Below are 23143 nucleotides of genomic sequence, written 5' to 3' on the forward strand. Positions count from 1 at the left end.
CACCCTCTGTAGGCTGGGTAGAGCGCAGCGAAACCCAGAAATCAACGCCTTACCGATGCATAAGCGATGGGTTTCGCTGCGCTCTACCCATCCTACGGGAATACTTGCCCAATCTCTCGGAGCGGTGTCACGCGAGCGGAGGCGAGGGTCGGTGACTGGCTTCCGGCGGTCTGCGACTCGGCACGAAGCCCCGTCGCGGAAGCCGTGGACTTGTGTATTGATGCCAATGTTGGGAACTGCCTCCCGGGCTCTGGTAGCCGGGCCTTGGTCATCGTTCCGGCCAGCGGCCGTCTTTCTCAATCCTCGTCTACGTCTCTGCGTGAGTCAATAATGTCTCACGCAGAGGCGCCGAGACGCAGAGAACGGGAAAATCTGGCTTGTCTCTGGAGCGGGGTCACGAGAGGCCCCGCTCAACCCCGGCACAGTTCATGGATCGTCATCTCGGGCAGGCAGTTGAGCCGGGCCGCGACCACTGAACTACCACAGCCCACTGAGGTGTAGCCGTGCATGGTGCCGTGGGACCAGGGGCCGGCCGCTAGCCGGCGCGGGCAGCGGGCGTCCCAGGTGAGTGCGTAGCCGCCGGGCAGGCAGATCTGGCCGCCGTGGGTGTGGCCGCAGAGCATCGCCGCAAAGCCGGCATGGGCCGCATGGCGGTAGACCTCGGGGGTGTGGGAGAGCAGCAGCGACACGCCGTCCGGTGGGATGTCGGCGGCGGCTTTGTGGAGGTTGTGGACCTGGTAGTAGTGGGCGTCGTCGATGCCGGCCAGGTGCAGGCACGCCCCGTCGCGCTCCAGCGCCACCGATTCGTTCAACAGAACGCGCATCCCCAGGGCCTCCAGTCCAGGTACCAGGCGGATGCTGTCGTGGTTGCCGAGGATGGCGTAGAGGGGGCCGTTGAGTTGCATCCGGATGGTGGCTATCCCGTCCAAGGCAGCCTGGCAGGCGCCATAGGTGCGGGCCCGATAGTCGCCGGTGAGGACGCACAGGTCGTACTCCAGACCCCGTAACCGTTCGGCGATGGCCGCCGTGATGCGCGGGTCCATGTCCGCGTGCAGGTCACTCAGATGCAGCAGGCGCAGTCCCTCGAAGGGTCGCGGCAGGTTACTCAATATCAATCGGTTCGCCGTGACGCGGATGGCCCTGGTGTTGCGTTGGGCGCGCTCATACATGCCCGCCAGACGCAATGCCGTGCGGATGAATCCGTGGACCGAGTACCAGTTCTCCGGATAGAAAAAGTGCGCGCCCGGGCGGGCGAAGCAGAAGACCTCATGGTCCTCTTCCAATCCCAGGCGTTGGCGCAGGTAGGTATGGCCGATGCGCTGGGCCAGTGGCTGCAACTCGGGCGGTATCTCGACGCTGTTCGGCCCCTGGGGGCGTCGACCGCCATCGCGCAAATTCAGGTGAATTCTGTCCATGTGCCCTCAGGCGGCTTGAACACTGAATGTGGTAACTCTGCAAGCTCCCGGTCCGCGCGCGTGTCACGCACAACAGAAATTGCCGGGGCACCCGATGGTACTATAGACCGCCTATGGACAATCTGTTCCTCCTCTTTTTCCTCTTGCTGATTGGCTGGTTTTGGCTGGACAGCCTGCGTGTGCGCGAACGTGCGCTCACCATCTGCCGCGCCGCCTGCGAGCGCCGTGACCTCCAGTTCCTCGACCAAGCCGTGGCCTTGCGGCGTTTGCGTCTGGCATGGGGTCGCGAGGGGGTCAGGCTGCGCCGGGTCTACCGCTTCGATTTCAGCGAGGAGGGTCTGGGGCGGCGCAGCGGCTATCTGGTGATGCGTGGGATGGGCTTGGAGGACCTGAGCTTCGGCCTGCCCGAGCGCCTTGACGATACCTGAGGCGACGCTCGCTACTTGACGATTTTCAGCGTGGGGCCGCCGCGCCCTTTGGGTTTGCCCGTGCCCTTGCCAGGGCTGGTGCCGTCGTCTTTGGGGAGCTGCGAATGCAGGGTGGGGCCCGTCGTCTCGCGGGTGGGCGTGGCGGTGTTGGCGTCGACCGCCGGCTGCTCGGTCGGGGGGAAGACCATACCCTGATGATTCTCCCGGCTGAAAATGCCGAGGATGGCTTCGCTCGGGAACTCGAGGTTACGGGTCACGCCACCGAAGCGCGCGCTGAAGCGCACCCTGTCGTTGTCCATGACCAGGCCGTGAACCGCGCTGGGGGCGATGTTGAGGACGATCTGACCGTCTTCGGCAAATTCCATCGGGACGCGTGTGCCCGGGTAGTGTACGTCAACCAGGACGTGCGGAGTCATCTGGTTGTCCAGAATCCACTCGTAAATGGCGCGCACGAGATAGGGCTTGGTAGAGGTCATAAACCCGTCTTGGTTGTTCATCCGCGACTCCGGGGCGGCAGTTACAGGTCCGTGACCAATTCCCGCTCGGCCTCGGTCAGGCTGGCGCGAAAGGCCTCCCAGGCGAAGATCCGCGTCATGTAGTTGCGTACCGCCTTGGCCTGTTCCGGTAACTCGATGCCGAGTGCGGGCAGGCGCCACAAGAGCGGCGCCACGCAGCAATCCACCAGTGAGAACTCGTCGCTCATGAAGAACGGGTGGGCGGCAAAGATCGGCGCCGAGGTGATCAGGCTCTCACGCAACGCCTTGCGTGCCTTTGTTTTTTCATCTGCGGTTCCGTTGAAGCCGCGCCCCATCAATTCATACCAATCGTGCGTGATACGGTACATGAAGAGCCGCGCATTGGCGCGTGATACCGGGTCGACCGGCAGCAGCGGCGGGTGCGGAAAGCGCTCGTCCAGATACTCCATGATGATGCGCGACTCATACAGACGCAGGTCGCGATCGACCAGGGTCGGTACGGTGCCATAGGGGTTGGCGTCCATGACCTCATCGGGGAGGTTCTTGGCGTCCACATCCACCACGTCCACGGCGATGCCTTTTTCGGCCAGGACCATGCGGACCCGATGGCAATAGGGACAGAGGGGATCAGAGAATAGGGTCATTACAGCTCGTCTGCTCACGGCCACCGCCAGCGTTCCCTCATTCAGCGTCGAGGCTGAGTCCGGCAGCGATCGAAGAACTCCAAGCGCCAACCGGTCCAGGTCGCGCAGCGTGGTGTCGGCGGGTGGCTTGCCTCTTACGGCAGGCCGGCGGCAGGGGTGAGCCTGACGTGGGCGAGGGGAGGGGGAATGCACGCGCCGTACTTAGGACCGGGAGTATACCGTGTCGGGGCGCTGCCCGGGGGGGGCTTTTTCGGGGCGTCTGCCTGGTCGTCGTGGGGGGGGGGCGGGAAGACGGCCCCCGGTAACCGGGGGCCGTGCGGGCAGGGGTCGCTAGTCGACGTCCTTCCAGTACTCTTTCTTCAGGAAGTAGGCGAAGATAAAGAAGACGCCGAGGAACATCAGCACGTAGACGCCGAGGCGCTTGCGCTCCTGTTGGATCGGCTCGCCTACATAGGTCAGGAAGGCGGTGATGTCACGGACCATCGCGTCGTACTGGGGCGCGGTCAGGCGGCCTTGCTTGATCAGCTTGGCGCCCACGGCCACCGGCGTGCCGGCCCCGTGCGACATGACCGGCTGCTGCGGCCCTTGGAGGTCACCCAGGATATGGGGCATGGCCACGTTCGGGAACAGCGGGTTGTTGACGCCGTAGGGCCGGGTCGGGTCCAGATAGAAGCTCTTCAGATAGGTGTAGACCCAGTCCGGGGAGCGCCAGCGGGTGACCAGGGTGAGGTCGGGTGAGGGGACCCCGAACCACTTTTCGGCGTCTGCCACGGTCATGGCCCGGGTCATCAGGTCGCCCGGCTTGGCGTCGCCGACCAGGAAGTACTTGCGCAGGTCGGCGTCGCTGATCCCCAGGTCCGCGGCCATGCGGTTGTAGCGCATGTACTGGAGTGAGTGGCAACCAGAGCAGTAGCTCATGAAGTACCGGGCGCCGCTTTGCAGGGACGCCTGATCGCGCAGGTCGATATTCGCCTCTTCCAGTGCTGGCCCGCCGGTATTGGCGAACCCGAGTACGGGCAGCAGCGCGAGGGCGGCGGTGGCTAACAGCTTTTTCATGCGGTGACCCTCTCCGGAACCGGCTTGACCTTGTCCAACTTGCTGTAGATCGGCATCAGCAGGAAGAACGCGAAATACAGAACGGTGAAGACTTGCGACAGGAAGGTCGCCAGCGCGCTGACGGGCATCATCCCGAGATAGCCCAGCGCGACGAACGACACCACGAAGATGCCCAAGGCGATCTTGGACACCCGCCCCTTGTAACGGATGGACTTGACCGGGCTGCGATCCAGCCAGGGCAGCAAGAACATGATCAGGATCGAGGCGAACATCGCCACCACGCCCGGGAACTGGGAGTCATACATCGGCGGCACGGCGCGCAGGATGGCGTAGAAGGGGGTGAAGTACCACACCGGGGCGATGTGCAGCGGGGTGACCATCGGGTTGGCCGGCTGGAAGTTCGGGGCCTCCAGGAAGACGCCGAAAAAGGCCGGGGCGTAGAAGAGGATGGCACTGAAGCCGATGAGGAAGCCCGCGACGCCAACGATGTCCTTGACGGTGTAATAGGGGTGGAAGGGGATGCCGTCGCTCGGCGCATCTTTGCTCCAGCGGTTGCCCTTGGGGCCCTCTTTGATCTCAACGCCATCGGGGTTGTTGGACCCTACTGCGTGAAGTGCCACGACATGGATGAAGACCAGGGCCGCCAGCACGAAGGGAACCACAAAATGGAAGGCGTAGAAGCGGTTCAGCGTCACGTCGGAGATGACATAGTCACCGCGCACCCAGGTGGAGAGGTCGGGGCCATATCCAGGCACTGCCGCAAACAGGTTCACGATGACCTGGGCGCCCCAGTAGGACATCTGTCCCCACGGCAGCAGGTAGCCGAAGAAGGCGCTGGCCATCATCGCCAGATAGATCACCACGCCAACGATCCACAACAACTCCCGCGGCTTACGGTAGGAGCCGTAGAGTAGCGCCCGGAACATGTGCAGATAGACGACGATGAAGAAGGCAGAGGCGCCGGTGGAGTGCAGGTAGCGGATCAGCCAGCCCCATTCCACGTCACGCATGATGTACTCGACCGAGGCGAAGGCCTCCGCCGCCGAGGGTTTGTAGCTCATGGCCAGAAACAGACCCGTCAGGATCTGCACGACCAGGACCAGGATGGCCAGGGAGCCGAAGTAATACCAAAAATTGAAATTCTTCGGGGCGTAGTACTGGGCCAGGTGCTCGTTCCAGACCTTGGTGGCCGGGAACCGCTTGTCGATCCAGCCCATGAAGCCGGTCGTGGTCGTCTCTTCTGCGCTCATTTAGGCAGCTCCTTGATCCTGACCCACGAGAATGGTGGTGTCATTGAGATATTGGTGGTTCGGGATCAATAGGTTAATGGGTGCGGGCACGCCTTTGTAGACGCGTCCGGCCAAGTCGTAGCGGGAGCCATGGCAGGGGCAGAAGAACCCGCCCTTCCAGTCCTTGCCCAGGTCGTCCGGGGCCACCTCGGGACGGTAGGTCGGCGAGCAGCCCAGGTGGGTGCAAATGCCGATCGCGATCCAGATCTCGGGTTTGATGGAGCGCGTCGGATTCTTGCAGTAATCCGGTTGCTGGGGGACCAGCGATTCCGGGTCCGTCAGTTGGGAGTCCAACGTCGGCAGGGCGGCGAGCATCTCCGGCGTGCGCTTGACGATCCAGACTGGCTTGCCACGCCACTTGACGCGCAGCAGGGCGCCGGCTTCGAGCTTGCTGATGTCGGCCTCGACCGGGGCGCCAGCGGCTCGGGCCTTCGCGCTCGGGTTCATGGATGCGATGAATGGGACGGCCACGAAGCCAGCGCCAATGGCGCCGACCGCTGTGGTCGCGGCGACGAGAACCCGTCGCCTGCTTTGATTTACGCCTGGTGCGCTCATTTCCGACTAACCCCCGGGTGGAGACAGGTGCTGCCGACTCTCCAGAAGCCGACATCGCGCGTGTATTTTGGAGAAGAAGAGTTACGGTGTAAGAATATGCAAAATCGCTGCAAAACCGACCGCGCATTCTCCGTGATTCGGACACCGCAGGTCAAGGCGGAAACCTCAGTAACCGCGTTGACTCCTCGGTATTCGCCGGGTCGCCCGCCGCGCCTGGCCTGATCTCAGGATGCGGGGTCAGGCGGGATTGTCGATTTCGACGTACCGGTGGTCCAGTCCGAACCGCTCCGCCAGGTGACGCCCCAGGGCCTGCACCCCGTAGCGTTCGGTGGCGTGGTGGCCGGCGGCGAGGTAACAGACGCCGAGCTCCCGGGCGGTGTGGGTGGTCTGCTCCGAGATTTCGCCGCTGAGATACGCCTCGACCCCCAAGGCCGCGGCGGCCTCCAGATAGCCTTGGCCGCCGCCGGTGCACCAGGCGATGCGCTTCACGGGAGCGTCCGCACCTGTCACCAGGGTCGCGGTGCGCCCCAGGCGGGCGCCCACGTCCTCGGCCCAGAGCGCGGGCGGGGTCGGTTCGCTCAGTCGTCCGGTCCACAGCACCCCATTGCCGATGCCGGTCGGCTGTGCGTCCAGGACCCCGAGGTGTGCGGCCAACATGGCGTTGTTGCCCAGGGTCAGGTGGGCATCCAGTGGCAGGTGGTAGGCGATCAGGCTCGCGCCGCCGCGGATCAGGGCGCGGGCGCGCCGACCCTTTAATCCGGTCAGACACGGATTCTCGCCCTTCCAGAACCACCCATGGTGGACCAGCAGTGCATCGGCCTGAAGTTCCAGCGCGGCCGTGATCAGGGCGAGGCTCGCGGTGACACCGCTGACGAGACGCCGGATCGGGCGCTCGCCCTCCACCTGGAGACCGTTGGGGGCATAGTCGGTAAAGTCAGCGGCGGCCAGTAACTGGTCGCAGTAGGTGGTCAGGGCGTGTGGTTCGATCATGATCCTCAATTCTCAGCGCCGATTTCCCTGATCGCCGCGCGCTGGCCTTGAGTCCTCGCGGGATGGGACAATCTATATTAGTCAACTAATCGGGGCGGGTTCAGTGTCCGTCGCCGCTCTTACGGTGCGCGTTCACGGCCTGCCGCCCTCCCGTGCGGGCGCGGTGTGCCTCTACAGGCGAAGGCCAGTCATGCATAATCAAAGATTTACGATCCTACTGTTCGCCCTCGCGGGCGCCCTGTTGAGTGGCGGCTGCGCCGTCGAGCCCACTCGCGATGAGGTCTTGGCCGAGCCGGGGCAAGCCGCCGCAGCGCCTCTCAGCGAGGTCGACCTGGTCAAGAATACCGCACCCTTGCCGGTTAAAAAGGACCTGCGTTACCAGCTCCCCGCGGGACAGAACCGGGCACTGACGATCTATATCAGCTCCCAGAGCTTCGAGTATGTGGAGGATGATCAGGTGTTCCTGAGCGGTCCGGTTTCCACCGGCACGAAAGAACACCCGACGCCCACCGGCGACTATCGCGTGCTGAGCAAGGACGCCGATAAGCGCTCTGGAAAATACACCAACTCGTTCGACGATAACACGCCGATGCCTTACTCGCTGCAGTTCCATGGCCCCTATTTTGTCCATGAGGGCTGGGTCCCAGTCCCCGCTGTTGCCGATTCGCACGGTTGTGTCCGGTTGCGCACCGAGGATGCCCGGTTGCTGTTCGATCGCATCCGAATCGGAGATCGCATCCTGGTCAAAGGGGCGGGGGCTGCCCGGCTCGCCAGCGTCTCGCCGAACCCGCCCGCGGTGTTCTAGGCTGATCGATTCGTGCGTGCCCTTGGTTTGCGGGGCTTGGCCACTGGTTCCAGGATCATCTCCCTGAGTCGGTACAAGGTGTCCAGTGCGGCCTTAGGGGTCAGCTCATCCGGGTCGATCCCGCGCAGCAGGGCGCAGACAGGGTGCTCCGCTGGAGGCTGCGTTCGCGGCGCACGGTCCGGTCCGGGCTCCGGCGGGAACAGCGAGAGCTGCACCGCCCCCTGTTCGGCATGACGGCGGGCGGCGTCTTCCAGCTCCCGCAGACGCCCGCGGGCGCGGTTGATGACTCCGGGCGGGACGCCGGCCAGGGCGGCGACTGCCAGTCCATAGCTCTGGTTGGCCGGTCCCTCCAACAGTGCGTGCATGAAGACGATGCTCGTGCCGTGCTCCACCGCGTCCAGATGGACATTGGCGATGCCGGGGTATTCGTCCGGCAAGGTGGTCAGCTCGAAATAGTGGGTGGCAAAGAGGGTGTAGGCGCGGCTGCGGGTGGCCAGCTCCACGGCGCACGACCAGGCGAGCGAGAGCCCGTCGAAGGTGCTGGTGCCGCGGCCCACCTCGTCCATCAAGACCAGGCTCTGCGCGGTGGCGTTGTGCAGGATATTGGCGGTCTCCTCCATCTCCACCATGAAGGTGGAGCGCCCGCCGGCCAAGTCGTCCGCGGCCCCGATGCGCGAAAACACGCGGTCCACTGGTCCCAAGGTGGCGGCGCGGGCCGGGACGAAGCTCCCGGCATAGGCGAGCAGCACGATCAGGGCGCACTGGCGCATGTAGGTGGACTTGCCGCCCATGTTTGGTCCGGTGATCACCAACATCCGGCGGCGGTTGTCGAAGGTGAGCCCATTGGGCACGAATGGGCGGTCGAGCACGCGCTCCACCACCGGGTGGCGGCCGTCGGTGATCTCGATGGCTGCCTCGTCGGTGAGTTGCGGGCGTGCCCAGTCCAAGGCCTGCGCCCGCAGCGCCAGATTGACCAGCACGTCCAGTTCGGCGATGGCCGCGGCGCTCAACTGCATAGCCCCGATGGCCTCGCGCAGTGTCACGAGCAGTGACTCATAGAGCGCCTTCTCCCGCGCCAGGGCGCGCTCCCGACTGCCCAAGACCTCGTCCTCGAAGCGCTTGAGTTCGGGCGTGATATAGCGCTCCACGCCCTTCAAGGTCTGGCGGCGCACGAAGTCCGGCGGGACCTGATCGGCGCGCGCGCGGCCGAGTTCAATGTAATAGCCGTGGACGCGGTTGTAGCCGACCTTCAGCGTCGCAATCCCGGTGCGTTCGCGCTCGCGTGTCTCCAGGTCCAGCAGGAACTGGTCGGCGTTGGTCGAGAGTGTACGCAGTTGGTCCAGCTCGGCATCGTAGCCCGGGGCGATGACCCCGCCGTCGCGGATCAGGACCGGCGGTTGGGGAAGGATGGCGCGGGTGAGCAGGCTCACCAGCTCCGGGTGCTCGCCGATCTGCTCATGCAGGTCCGCGAGCAGCGGGTCGTCGATGGCGGCCAACTCCGTGCCCAGCTCCGGGCACAGTGCGAAGGAGTCGCGCAGGACCGCGAGATCCCGGGGCCGCGCCGTGCCCAGGGCCACGCGGGCGAGGATGCGCTCCAGGTCGCCGACACCGGTCATGATGTTGCGCAGTGGTGCGCCCGCGGCGGTGTCGATCAGGGCGGCGAGCGCCTGGTGACGCGCGCGCACCACGGCCTGATCGCGCAGCGGCCGGGCCAGCCAGCGGCGCAGGAGTCGGCCGCCCATGGCGGTGGCGGTGTGATCCAGTACCCCGGCCAGGGTGTGCTCCGGGTGACCGGAGAGGCTCTCGGTCAGCTCCAGGTTGCGGCGGGTGGCGGCATCGAGGATGACGGCCGCGTCCCGGTTTTCCGTGGTCAGGCCGCGCAGGTGGGGCAGTGTCGCGCGCTGGGTATCGCGGACATACTGGAGCAGGCAGCCGGCCGCGCCCACGGCGAGGCGCAGTTCCGCGCAGCCGAAGCCGATGAGGTCACGGGTACCGAACTGTTCGCACAGCAGCCGTTCACCGCTGTCCGCGTCCAGGTGCCAGGCGGGGCGGCGGGTGAGGCCGCGCTCCAGGCCGAGCAGCGCGGGGAGACGGCTGTCCTCGGCCAGCAGGACCTCGGCAGGGCGCAGCCGCGCCAGTTCACTCCCTACGGCCTCCGCGGTCTCCAGTTCCAGGACCGTGAAGCGCCCGCTCGACAACTCCAGGGCGGCCAGACCGTAGCCATTATTCCCGTCGGCACCCTCGGCGATGGCCACCAGCAGGTTGTCCTGGGTCTCATCGAGCAGCGCCTCGTCGGTCAGGGTCCCCGGGGTGACGATCCGCATCACGCGCCGCTCCACGGGTCCCTTGGACTTGGCCGGGTCACCGATCTGCTCACAGATCGCCACCGAGACGCCCTTGCGGACCAGCTTCGCCAGATAGCCCTCGACCGCGTGGTACGGCACCCCGGCCATCGGGATGGGCTGCCCGGCCGAGGCCCCGCGCTTGGTCAGCGTGATGTCGAGCAGGCCCGCGGCGCGCTCGGCGTCCTCGAAAAACAGTTCGTAGAAGTCGCCCATGCGAAAAAAGAGCAGCAGCCCCGGGTGCTCGGCCTTGAAGCGCAGATACTGTTGCATCACCGGGGTGTGCTGGGGCGGGTCTGTGGGCATCGATGTGGTGTCTTGAGGGAAAAGGCGGCAGTCTAGGGCCGGGGTCCGGGGTAGGGAAGGATGGCGTAGGGTGGGCACGCAGCGCGTGCCCACGCGAGCCGAACCTGCCGGGTTATCGCCGCCGTGCCGCCGGCGCCGTTATCGCCCGGGCGCGCGACAGGACTTCCTGGGGGTCCACCTGACCGGAATAGCGATAGGGCAGGGTCAGGAGCCCGTCGGCGATGGTCGCCGTCCCCGTCAAGGTCCAGTCCAGGGGGGTCTGCCGGGTAGCCAGGGCGGGGAGCATCTGGGTCACGCCGAGCAGGCTGCCAATCACATCGACATCGACCGACGCATCGCCCAAGGCGGGGATCTGCCGGTCCAGGGTGCTTGCGCCCTCCGCCAACTCCTGCCCCTCCAGTGTCAACTTGTAGGTCATGGCCTTGATGGGCAGGGTACGGTCGTTCGGGTTGTGTACCGCGAGCGTTGCCACAAAGACCTGGCGTGCCAGGGTCATCTCTTTGAGCCGCAGCCCGGTCAGGCTCACTTCCGGTGCTTCCCAGGGTTGGGTCAGCGTGGCACAGCCGGTGAGCAGCGCGGCGCACAGCAGTGCGAGCCAGGGCAGCCGGGAGGCAGCGGCACTTGGTGGGTAAAGGGATGGCTTCATGCGTAGGTCACTCCTCAGGCGAGAAAAATGCGTTCCAAGGCGCCCCTGGACACATTGCCGCGCCGATCTTCCGCTTCGATGAAATAGCGCACATCCCCGGCACCCACCGGCAGGTCGGCGGTCAAGTAATCCGCCGTTACCGTGGCCCCGGTCTCGCTGGGATAGGGGCCGTGGTTGCGCATGGCCAGGCGCTGTTCGCCGGCGTCGGTACGCAGCACCAGTTCGACCCGTGCCAGCCCGGAAATATCGGCGACGAAGGTGTGCGCGACGCCTTGGCGCGCTGCATCGAGCAGGCAGCCCTGTCCCCAGCGCTTACCGCCGGGATTCTCCGGCGTCACCCACGGCGGAAAGATGGTTGGTCCGTTGCGGTCGTGGCCCGCTGCGACCAGTGCGTCGAGCGCCGGCTTGAGCATGCCCAGCCCCAGGTTAGCCGCGTTGGTCACCTGCTGGTCCCAGAGCTGTTGGCCGGTCCAATACCAGTAACAGCTGGTTTCGGCGGTCAACAGCAAGCGGATGGCCGCGGGGAGTTGCGGATGATCGGGCGCACTTGATTCAAGCGTATGCACGCCATTCTGGAAGGCGGTGAGTACCGCCCAGGAGTTCAGGTCGGGCGAGTAGGGCTGGTCGTAGCGGCTGAACCACTTCATGAATTGCGGGTCGCCGTTGTCGGCACCGGCCCAGGAGCCTGGCTCGATATGGGTTACCGCGGTGGGGTCGGGCGGGAAGCGTTGCAGATAGTCCTCGACCGTCGTCAGCTCGAAGCGGCCGTCCTGCTGTAGCCATTCGACCAGACGTGCGGTGTTGTGCCCATAGTAGCTGTCGGCACCGCCGCCGTGATTGTCACCGTCCGAATGCAGCACGAAAAACGGCGGATGTGCGGGATCGTAGCTGCCGGTGCTGACGATGCGGTCGTAGACCTGACCCAGTACATCGGGGTATTGCAGCGCGCCGAAGCCGCCGCGCGCATCCTCGTTGCCGATATAGCGCTCGGCCGGGACGGCGATGATCGTGTGGAGCTTGCCGTCCGGGTCCTCATAGCCCACATATTCGGGCCGCAGCAGGCGGGGTGAGATTTTCGATCCCGCCCAGATATTCGTCAATTGTAGCCAGTCATCCACCGGCGGATTGGCCTGCTCGGCGGAATTGGGCGGCAACATGCCTTCATTGATCCCGGCATAGGGGTAATCGCGACAGGCGCGGAAGCGGTGGATGGAGTCATAGATCACTGCCGTCACGCCGGCCTCGACCAGGGCCGGGATCATCCGGACATGGAAGGCGGTCTCCGGCGGAAACAAGACGCGAGAGGCTTCAATGCCGAACTCACGCTGGATCAGGTCGCGGTGCCAGGCGATCTGGCGCACGATGTCTTGGGCCGGGATCAGCGGCATCAACGGGTGGAAGAAGCCGAAGGCCGAAAAGGCAATGCGGGGATTGCCCAACTCGGTCTTGGCACCGGCCAACTGGCGCAACGCGCTGTTCCAGGCGGCGAAACGGCCGCCGCACAGCCCCTCGGTCCCGCAGCGGTCCAGTTGTTCGATCAGTGAGCCGCTCCAACTCGTCGACAGCCCGGCATGGGGCAGTTCGCCCTCGATGTATTGCCGCACTGCGTTGGGAATGAAATCGGTGTAATTGCCGCCGCGCGAACCGAAGATGCCGTCCTTCTCACCGTCCCAGTAGTTGCGGTCGGTGGTGTTGTAATAGGGTTGGTGCATGTGCTTGTGGATGCCGAAGTAGAGCTTCATCTCAGCGCCGCCCACCATCGCTGCGGGTATGTCTGCCCTTGGTCGCGGCGGACGGATCAGACATAAGTCTCTGTATTCCTTGATCCAGTCTTCGCCTTGGGCATGCGCGGGATCGGCTTGGCGGCAGCCTTCGATCTGGATCCTGACGCGCTCGCCTTCGAGTGTCCCGGCCGGCACTGCGGCGACATAGCTCCCTTCCTGGCTGGACCGAATCGTATCACCATTAATCAGTATTTGTTTGCCGTGCGCATGCAGGATCACCTGGGGAAAAGGGATCTCGCCATCTGCGGTGAAATGGATTTCAAATGCAGGCTGCGTGCCGTCGGGCTCGCAGTGAAGGTCTTCCGGGCAGTCAATGATCAGAAAGCGGGTAAAGATTCCCATCGGTCACTCCAGGTCAAAGTCGTTGTCGTTGTAGGTTGGGGTGACGAAGGAACCCCAACATCAGCGCCGTTCGCCAAAATCGCTATTGTCGTCACCCGCACATCCCCAGTCGGCGCTGACCCAACCCCGGCGCAGGTACCACTGAAATGAAGAAAATGGCCAATCGACGGCGCGTTGGACATAGCCATGCTTCACAGGGTTGTAATGAGTGTAATCGACATGTCGCTGGAGGTCCGTCTCGTCCCGAATCACATGCTCCCAAAAACGCCGTTGCCAAATTCCCCGTTCTCCCTTGCCTTGGCGGCTTTCGCCGATCCGTTCGGCTTTCGGAATTGTACGCGAAAAGTTCGCCTTGATCAGCGCCCAACGCGTCGAGTAATCGGCATCCGTGTCAGGGAGACGCCAGACGGCGTGGACATGGTCCGGCATCACCACCCAGGCGATGATGTCAAACGGGTGGTCCAAGCGTACGCGCCTGACGGCTTCGCGAAGATCCGCAACGCGATCGACCAGAAGGCGGCTCGATCGATCGGCGAGGTTGACCGTAAAGAAATAGGTTGCGCCTTCCAACAATGCGCGACGGTAACGCATGCGTGCCAGGTCTCATAACCAGTTGTTACGGCATTTTAAGTTGGGGTTCGTTCCTCACCCCAACCTACAGCTACAGCGCTCAAGCCGTAGGTTGGGGTTAGCTTTGCGAACCCCAACGTGGTATCGCGATTGTACGGAGATGTTGGGGTTCCTTCGTCACCCCAACCTACGGTCCTGCACCAGACTCCAATCGCCGCGCGCCTTATCACCCTACACCCTACGGTATTCTATTCGCAAGGCAGGAAACCGAGAGATGGACATAACAACGTGACAACGTTATCAGACGCGGGCGTGTTAGTCTCGTCCGGGAAAATATATGCCTTAAGCCAGCAACGGAATGATCTTGTCGTTTCGTCTGCATCCGGTCCGTTGTATGTGAAACGGATTGCGCTAACTCCATCCAGCCACTCCTCCCTAGGATTGGCGACCACTTTAGTCATTTTGTACACAGTTGCCACGAATCCAATGCGATAAGGAAAATTCGCTTCCTTTAAGTATTTGACATCGGCGAAATCACCCGAATCACTCTGGTCGTCACCCGGTGTTCCACTAAATCTATAACAGTGCTGACTTTCGACGTCTCTCGCTGTGATACGAACGCCATCCGCTTCTGCGGAGTAGGGATGGCTATGGAAATCCCCCAAATACTCAAGTTCGCGATTGTAGCGTTTGTAGAAGCCGCTCTTGAGACAAAGTGCTTCGTGCTTGCGTCGCACCCAGTTAGGTGTTCTGTGTGCAGATGAATCAATGTCTGCTGCGGTAATATGAAAAATCGTTTCACCATCTCGCGTGACTGAGTAACCCCATAATGCCCCATAGGTTTCCAGTGGCCTATAGTGATTAGGGTCATCATTTCTTCCATGCGGCACCGCGTATGCCTCAAGGGTCGATGACATAATGAGCCTGAAGGCGTCGGGTGATAGTATGACCGAGTACATTTGAACCTCGATGAATTTCAATGATGGTACCTGTGGTAGGTGCGGGGTTATCCGATGTGCCCCGCACCATCCCAGACGAGCGGTTACCTACATCCAGCTCTTCCTTTGCCGTAAGATTCCAATCGAGGGTGAAACAGGACGGCCGAGCCGGATAGCACAGGCCAACCCGCTTCACTCACGCTCACCTCACACAATCCACATAATACCGCACATGCCCATTGACCCCCTCCTTGACCAAGCCATGGATGTCGGTCTCGAACCCCGGGAACTTGTCATTAAACGCGCGGGCAAACTTGAGATACCGCACGATTGTCTCATTGAACCGCTCGCCGGGGATGAGCAGCGGGATGCCGGGCGGGTAGGGAGTGAGCAGGATGGCGGTGATGCGGCCTTCCAGGTGATCGATCTCCACGCGCTCGATCTCGCGGTGGGCCATGCGCGCAAAGGCGTCGGCCGGGCGCATGGCGGGGGCCATCTCGGAGGTATACATCTCGGTGGTGAGGCGCGGGATGTCGTGTTCCTGGTAGACCGCGTGGATCTGGTCGCACAGGTCCTTGAGGCCGATGCGCTCATAGCGCGGCTGTTTGGCGACGAATTCGGGCAGCACGCGCCATAACGGCCGGTTGTGGTCGTAGTCGTCCTTGAATTGCTGTAACTCGGTGACCATGGTGTTCCAGCGGCCCTTGGTGATGCCGATGGTGAACATGATGAAGAATGAATACAGCCCGGTCTTCTCGACGATGATCCCGTGCTCGACCAGATAGCGGGTGACGATGGCGGCGGGGATGCCCCATTCGGCCACGTCGCCGTCCACGTCTACCCCGGGGGTGATGACGGTGGCCTTGATGGGGTCCAGCATATTGAAGCCGGGGGCCAGGTCGCCGAAGCCGTGCCAGCGTTCGCCGGCGCGCAGGACCCAGTCCTCGCGCTCGCCGATGCCTTCCTCCGCCAACTCGTCCGGTCCCCAGACCTTGAACCACCAGGATTCTTCCAGCTCCGCGTCGACCTTGCGCATGGCGCGGCGGAAGTCGAGTGCCTCCAGGATGGACTCTTCCACGAGGGCGGGTCCGCCCGGGGGCTCCATCATGGCGGCGGCCACGTCGCAGGAGGCGATGATGGCGTATTGGGGGCTGGTGGACATGTGCATGAGGAAGGCCTCATTGAACACGTCGCGGTCGAGTTTGCAGCTGTCGCTCTCCTGCACCAGGATCTGGGACGCCTGGGACAGCCCGGCCAGCATCTTGTGGGTGGACTGGGTGGCGAAGATCATGGAGTCCACGCAGGGGGCGCGGTTCTCGCCGATGGCGTGATAGTCCCGGTAGAACTCGTGGAACGGGGCGTGGGGCAGCCAGGCCTCGTCGAAATGCAGTGTGTCGATGCGACCGTCCAGCTTTTCCTTGATGGTCTCCACGTTGTACAGCACGCCGTCGTACGTGCTCTGGGTGATGGTGAGGATGCGCGGCCGGGCGCCGGTCTGGGCGAAGGGGTTGGCGGCGATCTTGCGCTCGATGTTCTCCCAGCTGAACTCACTGCGCGGGATCGGCCCGATGATCCCGTAATGGTTGCGGGTCGGCATCAGGAAGACCGGGATGGCCCCGGTGATGGTGATGGCGTGCAGGATCGACTTGTGGCAGTTGCGGTCCACCACCACCACGTCCCCCGGGGCCACGGTGGAGTGCCAGACAATCTTGTTGGAGGTCGAGGTCCCGTTGGTGACGAAGAACAGGTGGTCGCAGTGGAAGATGCGGGCGGCGTTGCGCTCCGCCGCCGCCACCGGTCCGGTGTGGTCCAGCAACTGGCCCAGCTCTTCCACCGCGTTGCAGACATCGGCGCGCAACAGGTTCTCGCCGAAGAACTGGTGGAACATCTGGCCCACCGGGCTCTTGAGGAAGGCCACACCGCCGGAGTGCCCCGGGCAGTGCCATGAGTAGGAACTGTCCGAGGCGTAGTGGATCAGTGCCCGGAAGAAGGGCGGGGCGAGCGAGTCCAGGTAGTTGCGCGCCTCGCGGGCGATGTAGCGGGCGACGAACTCCGGGGTGTCCTCGAACATGTGGATGAAGCCGTGCAACTCGCGCAACACGTCGTTGGGGATGTGCCGGGAGGTGCGGGTCTCGCCGTAGAGAAAGATCGGGATGTCGGTGTTGCGAAAGCGGATCTCCTCCACGCAGGCGCGCAACTGGGTGACCGCCGTCTCCGCCTCCTCGGGGGAGGAGAACTGCTCGTCGTCGATGGACAGGATGAAGGCCGAGGCGCGGGACTGCTGCTGGGCGAAGGAGGCCACGTCACTGAAGCTGGTGACCCCCAGGGCCTCGATGCCCTCCTCCTCGATCGCCTTGGCCAACACGCGCACCCCGGTGCCGCTGGCGTTCTCTGAGCGGAAGTCCTCGTCGACGATGACCACGGGGAAACGAAAGCGCATGGGGGTAGAGCCTCTCGGGGGGAAACGGGAAAAACGCGGCAGTATAGGGCCTAAGGGGGCGGCGGTGCGTTACCGTGTGACGTCGGCAGATGGGCGCGGCCGCCAGCCGCGCTTACCGGTTCAGATCGGGCCGGTTCAGATCGCGCGGGCAGGCCGTGCGCCAGCACCTTATCATTGTCAGCCACCCCAATTGACCCTGAGATCATACCCATGGCCGGCAGCAGCCTCCTCGCCCTGATCGACGACATCGCCAGTGTCCTCGACGACATCTCGGTCATGACCAAGGTGGCGGCCAAGAACACCGTCGGCGCCTTGGGGGACGACCTGGCGCTGAATGCCCAGCAGGTGGCTGGGGTGCGGGCGGAACGGGAACTGCCAGTGGTGTGGGCGGTGGCCAAGGGGTCCCTGGTCAACAAGGCGATCCTGGTGCCGGGGGCGCTCGGGATCAGCGCGGTGGCACCCTGGGCCATCGTGCCGCTGCTGATGGTGGGTGGGGCCTATCTGAGCTTCGAGGCGTTCGAGAAGCTGGCCCACCGGTGGTTGCGCGCCGCGGGGGAAGACGCGGCACACCAGGCGGAGTTGGCCCGGGCACTGCAAGACGCGGATGCCGATCTGGTGGCCGTGGAGCGCGACAAGATCAAGGGTGCGGTGCGCACTGACTTCATCCTCTCCGCCGAGATCATCGTCATCGCCCTGGCGACGGTGGCCGCCGCGCCCTTTGCCGAGCAGGTCGCGGTGCTGGTGGCGATTGCGCTCATCATGACCGTCGGCGTTTATGGCCTGGTGGCGGGGATTGTGAAGTTGGACGATGCCGGGCTGTACCTCAGCCGGCTGACCGGGGAGGGCGCCTGGGCGCAGGCTACGCGCGGCCTTGGTCGGCTCCTGGTGTCCGCTGCCCCCCGACTGATGCAGACCCTGTCAGTCGTCGGCACCGCGGCGATGTTTCTGGTCGGCGGCGGCATCATCCGGCACGGCGTCCCCGCCGTTCACCATCTGAGCGAATGGATCACCCATGCGGCCGGGAGCGTGGCGATCATCGGTGGTGTGCTGGAGTTTCTGATGCCGCTCTTGCTGGATGCCTTGGTGGGCATCCTGACCGGCGCACTGGTGCTCGCCGCAGTGACCCTCGGTGCCAAGGTGTGGGTGGTACTGCGACGCTGGGGTGGGACCTGAGCCCGTGGTCAGCGTTCAATACGACACAGTCGCGTCGATCCCGCTACCATTTGCGAATCCGCATGAGCCGAAGAAATAGACAGGGCAAGGGCCGATTAAGGCGTGCCGCGCATGACCTTCAACGCGTTCCTCATCGCACTCGACCAGACGCTGGACGAGGCCCCCGAACTCCCCTGCGATCCGGGAGCCCCGCCCCCGCGGCCGATCCCGCACGCCCTCTACGACCCCTGCTGCCGGGATGCCACCGCGCCCGACCAGGTGCTGATCGGTCTGGGCCACTGGCAGCAGGATGGGCGTCCGGTCGAGCATCGCGGGGTCTGTCTGAACAACAAGGGGATCGCCGACCGCTTTGGCGCCGCCTGCCGCTATGCCACGGTGACCGATCTGGTCTTGAACCCGCCTGAGCCACTGCGTCGGCACTGGGAGCGACTCACGGCCGATGACGCTGGGCCGGGCGAACTCCTGCGCCGCTTCACCCTGATCGCGGAAGACACCGGACCGGATTCCTGTTTCGCCCTGCTGTGCTGGTTGGCCCGCGCGAGCGGCGTGGACCTGGAGGAACTGCGCACCGGTCAGGGCCGCAGCTGGGTGCTGGCCGTGCGCCAATGGGAGGGCACCGGCATGGTCGCAGACCCGGCCACGTCCTGGGCGGCCTTGCTCTCGACCCTGGGGCACAGCCAATCCCCGGTCGCGGCAGCACCGGCGCACGACAGCGCCCGGCAGCCGCCGGATGTCAGCCGGGGCTGGCGCGAGGCACTGCGGTTCACGCTCTACCTGCTGCGCCACGGGGTGCATTCCGACACCGTTCCAAGGCTCTGGGGCCAGCCCGATTACGTGCGCGCCCGGGCCTTCCTGGAGGTCGAGCGGCAGGAGTATCTGCAATCACTGGGGCAGGCGACCTGTCTGCAACTCTGGGTCCCGCTTGCCGGTACCGGCGGCACCCGCCGCCTGTTGGTCGACGCCTATTTCGCGGTCGAGACCTGGCCGAGCGGCGCCCGCAAGATCTTTGTGCGCACCGACCGCGAGCACACCCATCTGCGGCAGGGGTTCGCCCTGATGGGCCTCTACCGCCCCGGCGAACGCGGCACTGGCGGGGATCTGACGGTCTCGGTCAATCCATGGACCGGGATCGGCCTGCAACTCCTATGGGTTGAACTGGAACGGCTGGAGACCGCCCGCTGGCAGGGCCGGCGCCCCTGTGACAGCCCCCGAGGGATCGCGAGCTATCCGGCCGGCGCCGGCTACAACCAACCCTGGTGGGACGACGGCGGTCGCTACACCCTGCTCGGCGCCCCCAAGGCCCTGCCGGACTGGCCGGCCGGTTCGCGTCTCGACTGGCCGGAGGTCCTGGAGGCGGCCTGGCGCTGCCAAAGCCCCCTGAGCGGCCTGCGGGTGCACGACCTGCTTGGGCAGCGGGACTGTCCAGCCACCGAGTGCCGGCGCGAGGCACTCCAGGCACCCGGTGGCACCATGACCAAGCACCTGGCCGCCGGGCGTTGGCTGCCGGACGCCACCTGCCCCCAAGGCACTGTTTTCCGCCCCGACCACCCTGCGGGCATTGGCGGCGCTCATCGCCCGCCGCCAGGCCCAGGGACCACTGGCCCTGGCCGATCTCCCGGCGGAGTCGGACCTGGTGCTGGTACCCCTGGCCGGCGGGTTCATCGTGTTGCACGAGGACGGGGTCTTGTTGTTCGACGACTGGCGGGGCGAGCCCCTGCCCTTGGCGGCACTGCGCGAGGAGATCCGGCCCGGCGTTCAGTGGCTGGGCACCCTGCAGCGGGTCGACGGCTACCTCGCCGCATGTCGGCAGGCCCAGCCCCGGCGGGAGACGAGGCGCTGCACCTGGCAGTCCGTCGGTATCCTGGCCGATCTGGCCGCGCAACGCAGCCGCCTGGCCTGCGCCCGCGATGAAAACGCCCCGGCCAGCCCTTGCCCCGAGGTGCGGCGGTTCCGTACCCGGCTGAATGCCTGGCCGGGCATCGACCAGGCCGCCGATGACCTGCAACGCCGGCTGACCCAGATGGAGGACGCCATCCGGACCACCAGCACCCTGCGCACCCAAGGCCTGCTGCAAGTCCTCTCGGTCTACGGGCCACCCTTCGTCATCAGCGGTGGGATCACCACCCAGATGGGGTCCTTGCTCAACACCGCCGCGGCCGCGCTGCAATGGGGGGACCCGGGCGCTTCCCTGCTCAAGCTTGGCGTCTACCTGGGCCTGGCCTCCGTCCTGATCGCCGCGATGCGCCTCACGCAACACCTGTGGCTCAACGCAGTGACCCGCCTGCCCGAGCTGCTGGCGCCGCCTGATGCCCCGGGGCCGCCGACGCCCGCGATCAAATGACCTGATAGGCAACAGCGCTAGGAGGCTTCCCCATGTCCGAGCAAACGCCCCTCGAATCCCGCATCGCCTTCGCGCGCGATCTCGCCCAGCGAGGCGGTTTCGGCGCCACCCTGGCCGCACGGGACGCCGCCCTGATCATTGAGCTGGCCCTGCGTGAATTGCTGCGCCGCCATCTGGGCGAGTTACCGCGGGAGCAACGGCTCGGGGTCGAACAGGCCATCGCCAACGCCGCCAAGGGCAGCCGGGCGAAGGGGCTGGCCGATCTCACGCTCGGCCAACTGGTGGGGGGGATCCGCGACAGCGACTTTTTCGACCGCTGGTCCGCCGTCACCGGCAAGCCGCTCACCGGTTTGCGGCTCATCGACCTCAATGCCGTCACGCGCTTTCGCAACAAAGAACTGATCCATGTCGACAGCCTGGATCGGCTTACCGACCCGGCCGCCCAAGTCAGCCCCGCCGATGCCCAATTCCTGCTGCATTGTGTCGATCTGCTCGTCACGGCCTTCGGCATTATCAGCCTCGAACAGTTGCCGCCCACGCCGGATGCGGCCGTGGTGGACCGCCTGCCCCAACCGGGCGAGAGTCCTTACCTGGGCCTACTGGCCTTCGACGCCGGGCAACGGCACCTGTTTTTTGGCCGGGAGGCTGACAGCGATGCCGTGCTGAAACGGCTGCAAACGCAACCCTTCTTCATGCTGCTCGGCAACAGCGGCAGCGGCAAATCGTCCCTGCTGGCCGCCGGCATCCTGCCGCGCCTGCTCGTGGCAGACTGGCTGACCCTGAGCATCAAGCCGGGCAATGACCTGTTCGACACCCTGGCCGCGGCGCTGGTCCCGCAGCTCTATCCGGACCCCGCCGAACAGGCCGCGCAACGCGAGCGCCTGGCCCGGCTGCTGGCCGAGCCGGATTATCGGCTCGATCACCTCCTGCAAGGGCTCATCACCAAGCAACCCAAGCGCCGCGTCCTGTTGGCGGTCGATCAGTTCGAAGAGCTCTTCACCCTCTGCGCGGACCGGGACCGCCAGCGCCGCGCGGTGGAGTTGCTGCTCTACGCCGTGCGGGGCGGCGAGGCCGGTGCCGTGAGCCTGCTCATCGTGCTACGCGCGGACTTCTTTGGCCGCTGCCTGGACATCGACGCCTTGAAGCAGCTGCTGGATCGCTGGCCGACCTACAACCTGGGCACGATGGGCCGTGACGCCTTGCGCGACGCCATCGTCCGCCCCGCCGAGTACAGCGGCGTGCGGCTGGAAGACGGCTTGGCGGACCGTATCCTCGCCGACCTGGGCGACGAACCCGGCCACCTGACCCTGCTGCAAACCGCCCTGGACGAGTTGTGGCAACGCAGTGACCGGCGACTGCTGACCTTCCGCGGCTATCACGCCATCGGCGGGGTGGCCGAGGCCCTCAGTCGCAAGGCCGACGACGTTCTCAAGGTCAGCAGCGACGCCGGCCGTGACATCTTGCGCCGCATCTTTGTGCAACTGGTGCGTCCGGGCGAAGGCGAGGAGGACACCCGGCAGATTGCCACCGCGGCACAGGTCGGCGCGGAGAACTGGGACGAGGTGTCGCGACTGGCCAATGCCCGGCTGGTCGTCACCGGCCGCGACGCCCAGGGGCAGGAGACCGTCGAGCTGATCCACGAGGCGCTGCTGCGCCACTGGCCGCCCTTGCGGCAATGGATCGACGAGAACCGCCAGTTCCGGCTGTGGCAGAACCGTCTGCGACAGGAACTGACCGACTGGCACCACCACGGCGAGGACCCCGGCGCCTTGCTGCGCGGCGCCCGGCTGGTGGAGGCGGATGACTGGCTCCACCGACAGGGCGAGGTGCTGAGCCCCCCGGAGCGGACCTGTATCGAGGCCAGTCGCGCCGAGCGTGAACAGGCGGAGCGGGCGCGGCGGCGCAGGCAGCGGCGGCTGATCGGCGGGCTGAGCTTGGGATTGGTGGGTGCTTTGAGTCTGGCCGGGTATGCTTGGGTGCAGCGTGTTCGCGCGCAGCGCGCGAGTCAGGTAGCGACCCTCGCGCGGGGACAGGCGGAGGACCTGATCAACTACATGCTGTTCGACCTGCGCGACAAGCTCCAGCCCATCGGCCGGCTGGCGCTCCTCGACGGGGTGTCGCGCAAGGCGGCGGAGTATTTCGAGAAGCTGCCGACCGATCGGGTGTCCGTTGACAGTGAGCGCAAGCGAGCGGCTGCAATCTACAATAGCGGCGACGTGCGTCTGGCCCAGGGTGACCTGGCCGGGGCACTGACGGCCTATGAGGTGGGTGTGGCGATCACTGAGCGGCTGGCCCGGCAAGACCCGGCCAATGCCGGGTGGCAACGCGACCTCGCGGTCAGCCACGCGAAGATCGGCCTGGTGCGCCAGGCCCAGGGGAATCTCACCGGCGCGCGTGAGTCGTTCGAGAAGGCACTGGGGATCGCGCGTGCCCTCTACCGGGGCTACCAGAACGCCATCAGCCGATCATCCTAGAAAGAGCAGTTGGACCTTGCCCTTGTTGACCTAACCTGATGAAATATTAGGGCAAGGAGGTGCGTATGAACGATCTTATCCTTCACCCTACGGGTGAAACCGAAACGACCGCGTTAGTGGCGTTCGCCG

Annotated in this window: 19 protein-coding genes; 6 read left to right on the plus strand and 13 right to left on the minus strand. The window is 65.1% G+C overall.

Annotation, left to right across the window (positions count from 1 at the left end; all coding sequences use genetic code 11):
• Positions 1–410: 410 nt before the first annotated feature.
• Positions 411–1415, minus strand: a complete 1005-nt coding sequence (locus QZY44_RS10655; protein ID WP_295445964.1) for a metallophosphoesterase — start codon at positions 1413–1415, stop codon at positions 411–413.
• 113 nt (positions 1416–1528) lie between these two features.
• Here QZY44_RS10655 and QZY44_RS10660 point away from each other — a divergent pair, with 113 nt between their 5' ends.
• Positions 1529–1843: a DUF3301 domain-containing protein gene (locus QZY44_RS10660; RefSeq protein ID WP_295445966.1), complete on the plus strand. Its 315-nt coding sequence runs from the start codon at positions 1529–1531 to the stop codon at positions 1841–1843.
• Positions 1844–1854: 11 nt separating this feature from the next.
• Here the strand turns inward: QZY44_RS10660 and QZY44_RS10665 are convergent, their stop codons facing one another.
• The 6 genes from QZY44_RS10665 to QZY44_RS10690 all read right to left on the minus strand — a co-directional run bounded on the left by QZY44_RS10665 (position 1855) and on the right by QZY44_RS10690 (position 6853).
• The gene (locus QZY44_RS10665; protein WP_295445968.1) at positions 1855–2340 is read right to left on the minus strand and encodes a ClpXP protease specificity-enhancing factor; all 486 of its coding nucleotides are present in this window, start codon (positions 2338–2340) and stop codon (positions 1855–1857) included.
• Positions 2341–2360: 20 nt separating this feature from the next.
• On the minus strand, positions 2361–2993 hold the full coding sequence (locus tag QZY44_RS10670) for a glutathione S-transferase N-terminal domain-containing protein (protein WP_295446002.1): 633 nt from the start codon (positions 2991–2993) through the stop codon (positions 2361–2363).
• A 300-nt stretch (positions 2994–3293) separates the two neighbouring features.
• On the minus strand, positions 3294–4019 hold the full coding sequence (locus tag QZY44_RS10675; RefSeq protein ID WP_295445970.1) for a cytochrome c1: 726 nt from the start codon (positions 4017–4019) through the stop codon (positions 3294–3296).
• Positions 4016–5269, minus strand: coding sequence for a cytochrome b N-terminal domain-containing protein (locus QZY44_RS10680; protein WP_295445972.1), 1254 nt, complete (start codon positions 5267–5269; stop codon positions 4016–4018). The genes QZY44_RS10675 and QZY44_RS10680 overlap by 4 nt, the downstream gene beginning before the upstream one ends.
• On the minus strand, positions 5270–5863 hold the full coding sequence (petA, locus tag QZY44_RS10685) for a ubiquinol-cytochrome c reductase iron-sulfur subunit (protein WP_295445974.1): 594 nt from the start codon (positions 5861–5863) through the stop codon (positions 5270–5272).
• Between the two features lie 237 nt (positions 5864–6100).
• On the minus strand, positions 6101–6853 hold the full coding sequence (locus QZY44_RS10690; RefSeq protein WP_295445977.1) for a Nif3-like dinuclear metal center hexameric protein: 753 nt from the start codon (positions 6851–6853) through the stop codon (positions 6101–6103).
• A 190-nt stretch (positions 6854–7043) separates the two neighbouring features.
• Between QZY44_RS10690 and QZY44_RS10695 the strand changes: the two genes are divergently transcribed.
• Positions 7044–7658, plus strand: a complete 615-nt coding sequence (locus tag QZY44_RS10695; RefSeq protein WP_295445978.1) for a L,D-transpeptidase — start codon at positions 7044–7046, stop codon at positions 7656–7658.
• Here the strand turns inward: QZY44_RS10695 and mutS are convergent.
• The 6 genes from mutS to QZY44_RS10725 form a co-directional block, all read right to left on the minus strand.
• Positions 7655–10306: a DNA mismatch repair protein MutS gene (mutS, locus tag QZY44_RS10700; protein ID WP_295445980.1), complete on the minus strand. Its 2652-nt coding sequence runs from the start codon at positions 10304–10306 to the stop codon at positions 7655–7657. The two genes, QZY44_RS10695 and mutS, sit on opposite strands and share 4 nt — an antisense overlap.
• Positions 10307–10418: 112 nt before the next feature.
• The gene (locus tag QZY44_RS10705) at positions 10419–10952 is read right to left on the minus strand and encodes an LEA type 2 family protein (RefSeq protein ID WP_295445982.1); all 534 of its coding nucleotides are present in this window, start codon (positions 10950–10952) and stop codon (positions 10419–10421) included.
• Positions 10953–10966: 14 nt separating this feature from the next.
• Entirely contained in the window at positions 10967–13078 is a 2112-nt protein-coding gene (locus QZY44_RS10710) for a glycosyl hydrolase family 57 (protein ID WP_295445984.1), read from the minus strand.
• A gap of 60 nt (positions 13079–13138) precedes the next feature.
• Positions 13139–13669 (minus strand): transposase, encoded by a 531-nt coding sequence (locus tag QZY44_RS10715; RefSeq protein WP_295445987.1) that lies wholly within the window; start codon positions 13667–13669, stop codon positions 13139–13141.
• Between the two features lie 227 nt (positions 13670–13896).
• Positions 13897–14628 carry a hypothetical protein gene (locus tag QZY44_RS10720; protein WP_295445989.1) on the minus strand — a complete coding sequence of 244 codons (732 nt, stop codon included), beginning with the start codon at positions 14626–14628 and terminating at the stop codon, positions 13897–13899.
• Positions 14629–14788: 160 nt separating this feature from the next.
• Entirely contained in the window at positions 14789–17026 is a 2238-nt protein-coding gene (locus tag QZY44_RS10725; protein WP_295445991.1) for an arginine/lysine/ornithine decarboxylase, read from the minus strand.
• Positions 17027–17236: 210 nt separating this feature from the next.
• Between QZY44_RS10725 and QZY44_RS10730 the strand changes: the two genes are divergently transcribed.
• The 4 genes from QZY44_RS10730 (at position 17237) to QZY44_RS10745 (ending at position 23014) form a co-directional block, all read left to right on the plus strand.
• Positions 17237–18199, plus strand: a complete 963-nt coding sequence (locus tag QZY44_RS10730; RefSeq protein WP_295445994.1) for a DUF808 domain-containing protein — start codon at positions 17237–17239, stop codon at positions 18197–18199.
• 111 nt (positions 18200–18310) lie between these two features.
• Positions 18311–20110: a hypothetical protein gene (locus tag QZY44_RS10735; protein ID WP_295445996.1), complete on the plus strand. Its 1800-nt coding sequence runs from the start codon at positions 18311–18313 to the stop codon at positions 20108–20110.
• Between the two features lie 28 nt (positions 20111–20138).
• Positions 20139–20540 (plus strand): hypothetical protein, encoded by a 402-nt coding sequence (locus QZY44_RS10740; protein WP_295445998.1) that lies wholly within the window; start codon positions 20139–20141, stop codon positions 20538–20540.
• Between the two features lie 32 nt (positions 20541–20572).
• Positions 20573–23014 (plus strand): AAA family ATPase, encoded by a 2442-nt coding sequence (locus QZY44_RS10745; RefSeq protein WP_295446000.1) that lies wholly within the window; start codon positions 20573–20575, stop codon positions 23012–23014.
• The last annotated feature ends 129 nt before the right edge of the window (positions 23015–23143 follow it).

It is taken from the genome of uncultured Thiodictyon sp. (assembly GCA_903837595.1).
In the GTDB taxonomy this organism is placed as follows: domain Bacteria; phylum Pseudomonadota; class Gammaproteobacteria; order Chromatiales; family Chromatiaceae; genus Thiodictyon.

Coding starts and splice junctions, on each gene's coding strand:
- QZY44_RS10655 (WP_295445964.1), bottom strand. CDS start 1,415: ATGGACAGAATTCACCTGAATTTGCGCGATGGCGGTCGACGCCCCCAG.
- QZY44_RS10660 (WP_295445966.1), top strand. CDS start 1,529: ATGGACAATCTGTTCCTCCTCTTTTTCCTCTTGCTGATTGGCTGGTTT.
- QZY44_RS10665 (WP_295445968.1), bottom strand. CDS start 2,340: ATGAACAACCAAGACGGGTTTATGACCTCTACCAAGCCCTATCTCGTG.
- QZY44_RS10675 (WP_295445970.1), bottom strand. CDS start 4,019: ATGAAAAAGCTGTTAGCCACCGCCGCCCTCGCGCTGCTGCCCGTACTC.
- QZY44_RS10680 (WP_295445972.1), bottom strand. CDS start 5,269: ATGAGCGCAGAAGAGACGACCACGACCGGCTTCATGGGCTGGATCGAC.
- petA (WP_295445974.1), bottom strand. CDS start 5,863: ATGAGCGCACCAGGCGTAAATCAAAGCAGGCGACGGGTTCTCGTCGCC.
- QZY44_RS10690 (WP_295445977.1), bottom strand. CDS start 6,853: ATGATCGAACCACACGCCCTGACCACCTACTGCGACCAGTTACTGGCC.
- QZY44_RS10695 (WP_295445978.1), top strand. CDS start 7,044: ATGCATAATCAAAGATTTACGATCCTACTGTTCGCCCTCGCGGGCGCC.
- mutS (WP_295445980.1), bottom strand. CDS start 10,306: ATGCCCACAGACCCGCCCCAGCACACCCCGGTGATGCAACAGTATCTG.
- QZY44_RS10705 (WP_295445982.1), bottom strand. CDS start 10,952: ATGAAGCCATCCCTTTACCCACCAAGTGCCGCTGCCTCCCGGCTGCCC.
- QZY44_RS10710 (WP_295445984.1), bottom strand. CDS start 13,078: ATGGGAATCTTTACCCGCTTTCTGATCATTGACTGCCCGGAAGACCTT.
- QZY44_RS10715 (WP_295445987.1), bottom strand. CDS start 13,669: ATGCGTTACCGTCGCGCATTGTTGGAAGGCGCAACCTATTTCTTTACG.
- QZY44_RS10725 (WP_295445991.1), bottom strand. CDS start 17,026: ATGCGCTTTCGTTTCCCCGTGGTCATCGTCGACGAGGACTTCCGCTCA.
- QZY44_RS10730 (WP_295445994.1), top strand. CDS start 17,237: ATGGCCGGCAGCAGCCTCCTCGCCCTGATCGACGACATCGCCAGTGTC.
- QZY44_RS10735 (WP_295445996.1), top strand. CDS start 18,311: ATGACCTTCAACGCGTTCCTCATCGCACTCGACCAGACGCTGGACGAG.
- QZY44_RS10745 (WP_295446000.1), top strand. CDS start 20,573: ATGTCCGAGCAAACGCCCCTCGAATCCCGCATCGCCTTCGCGCGCGAT.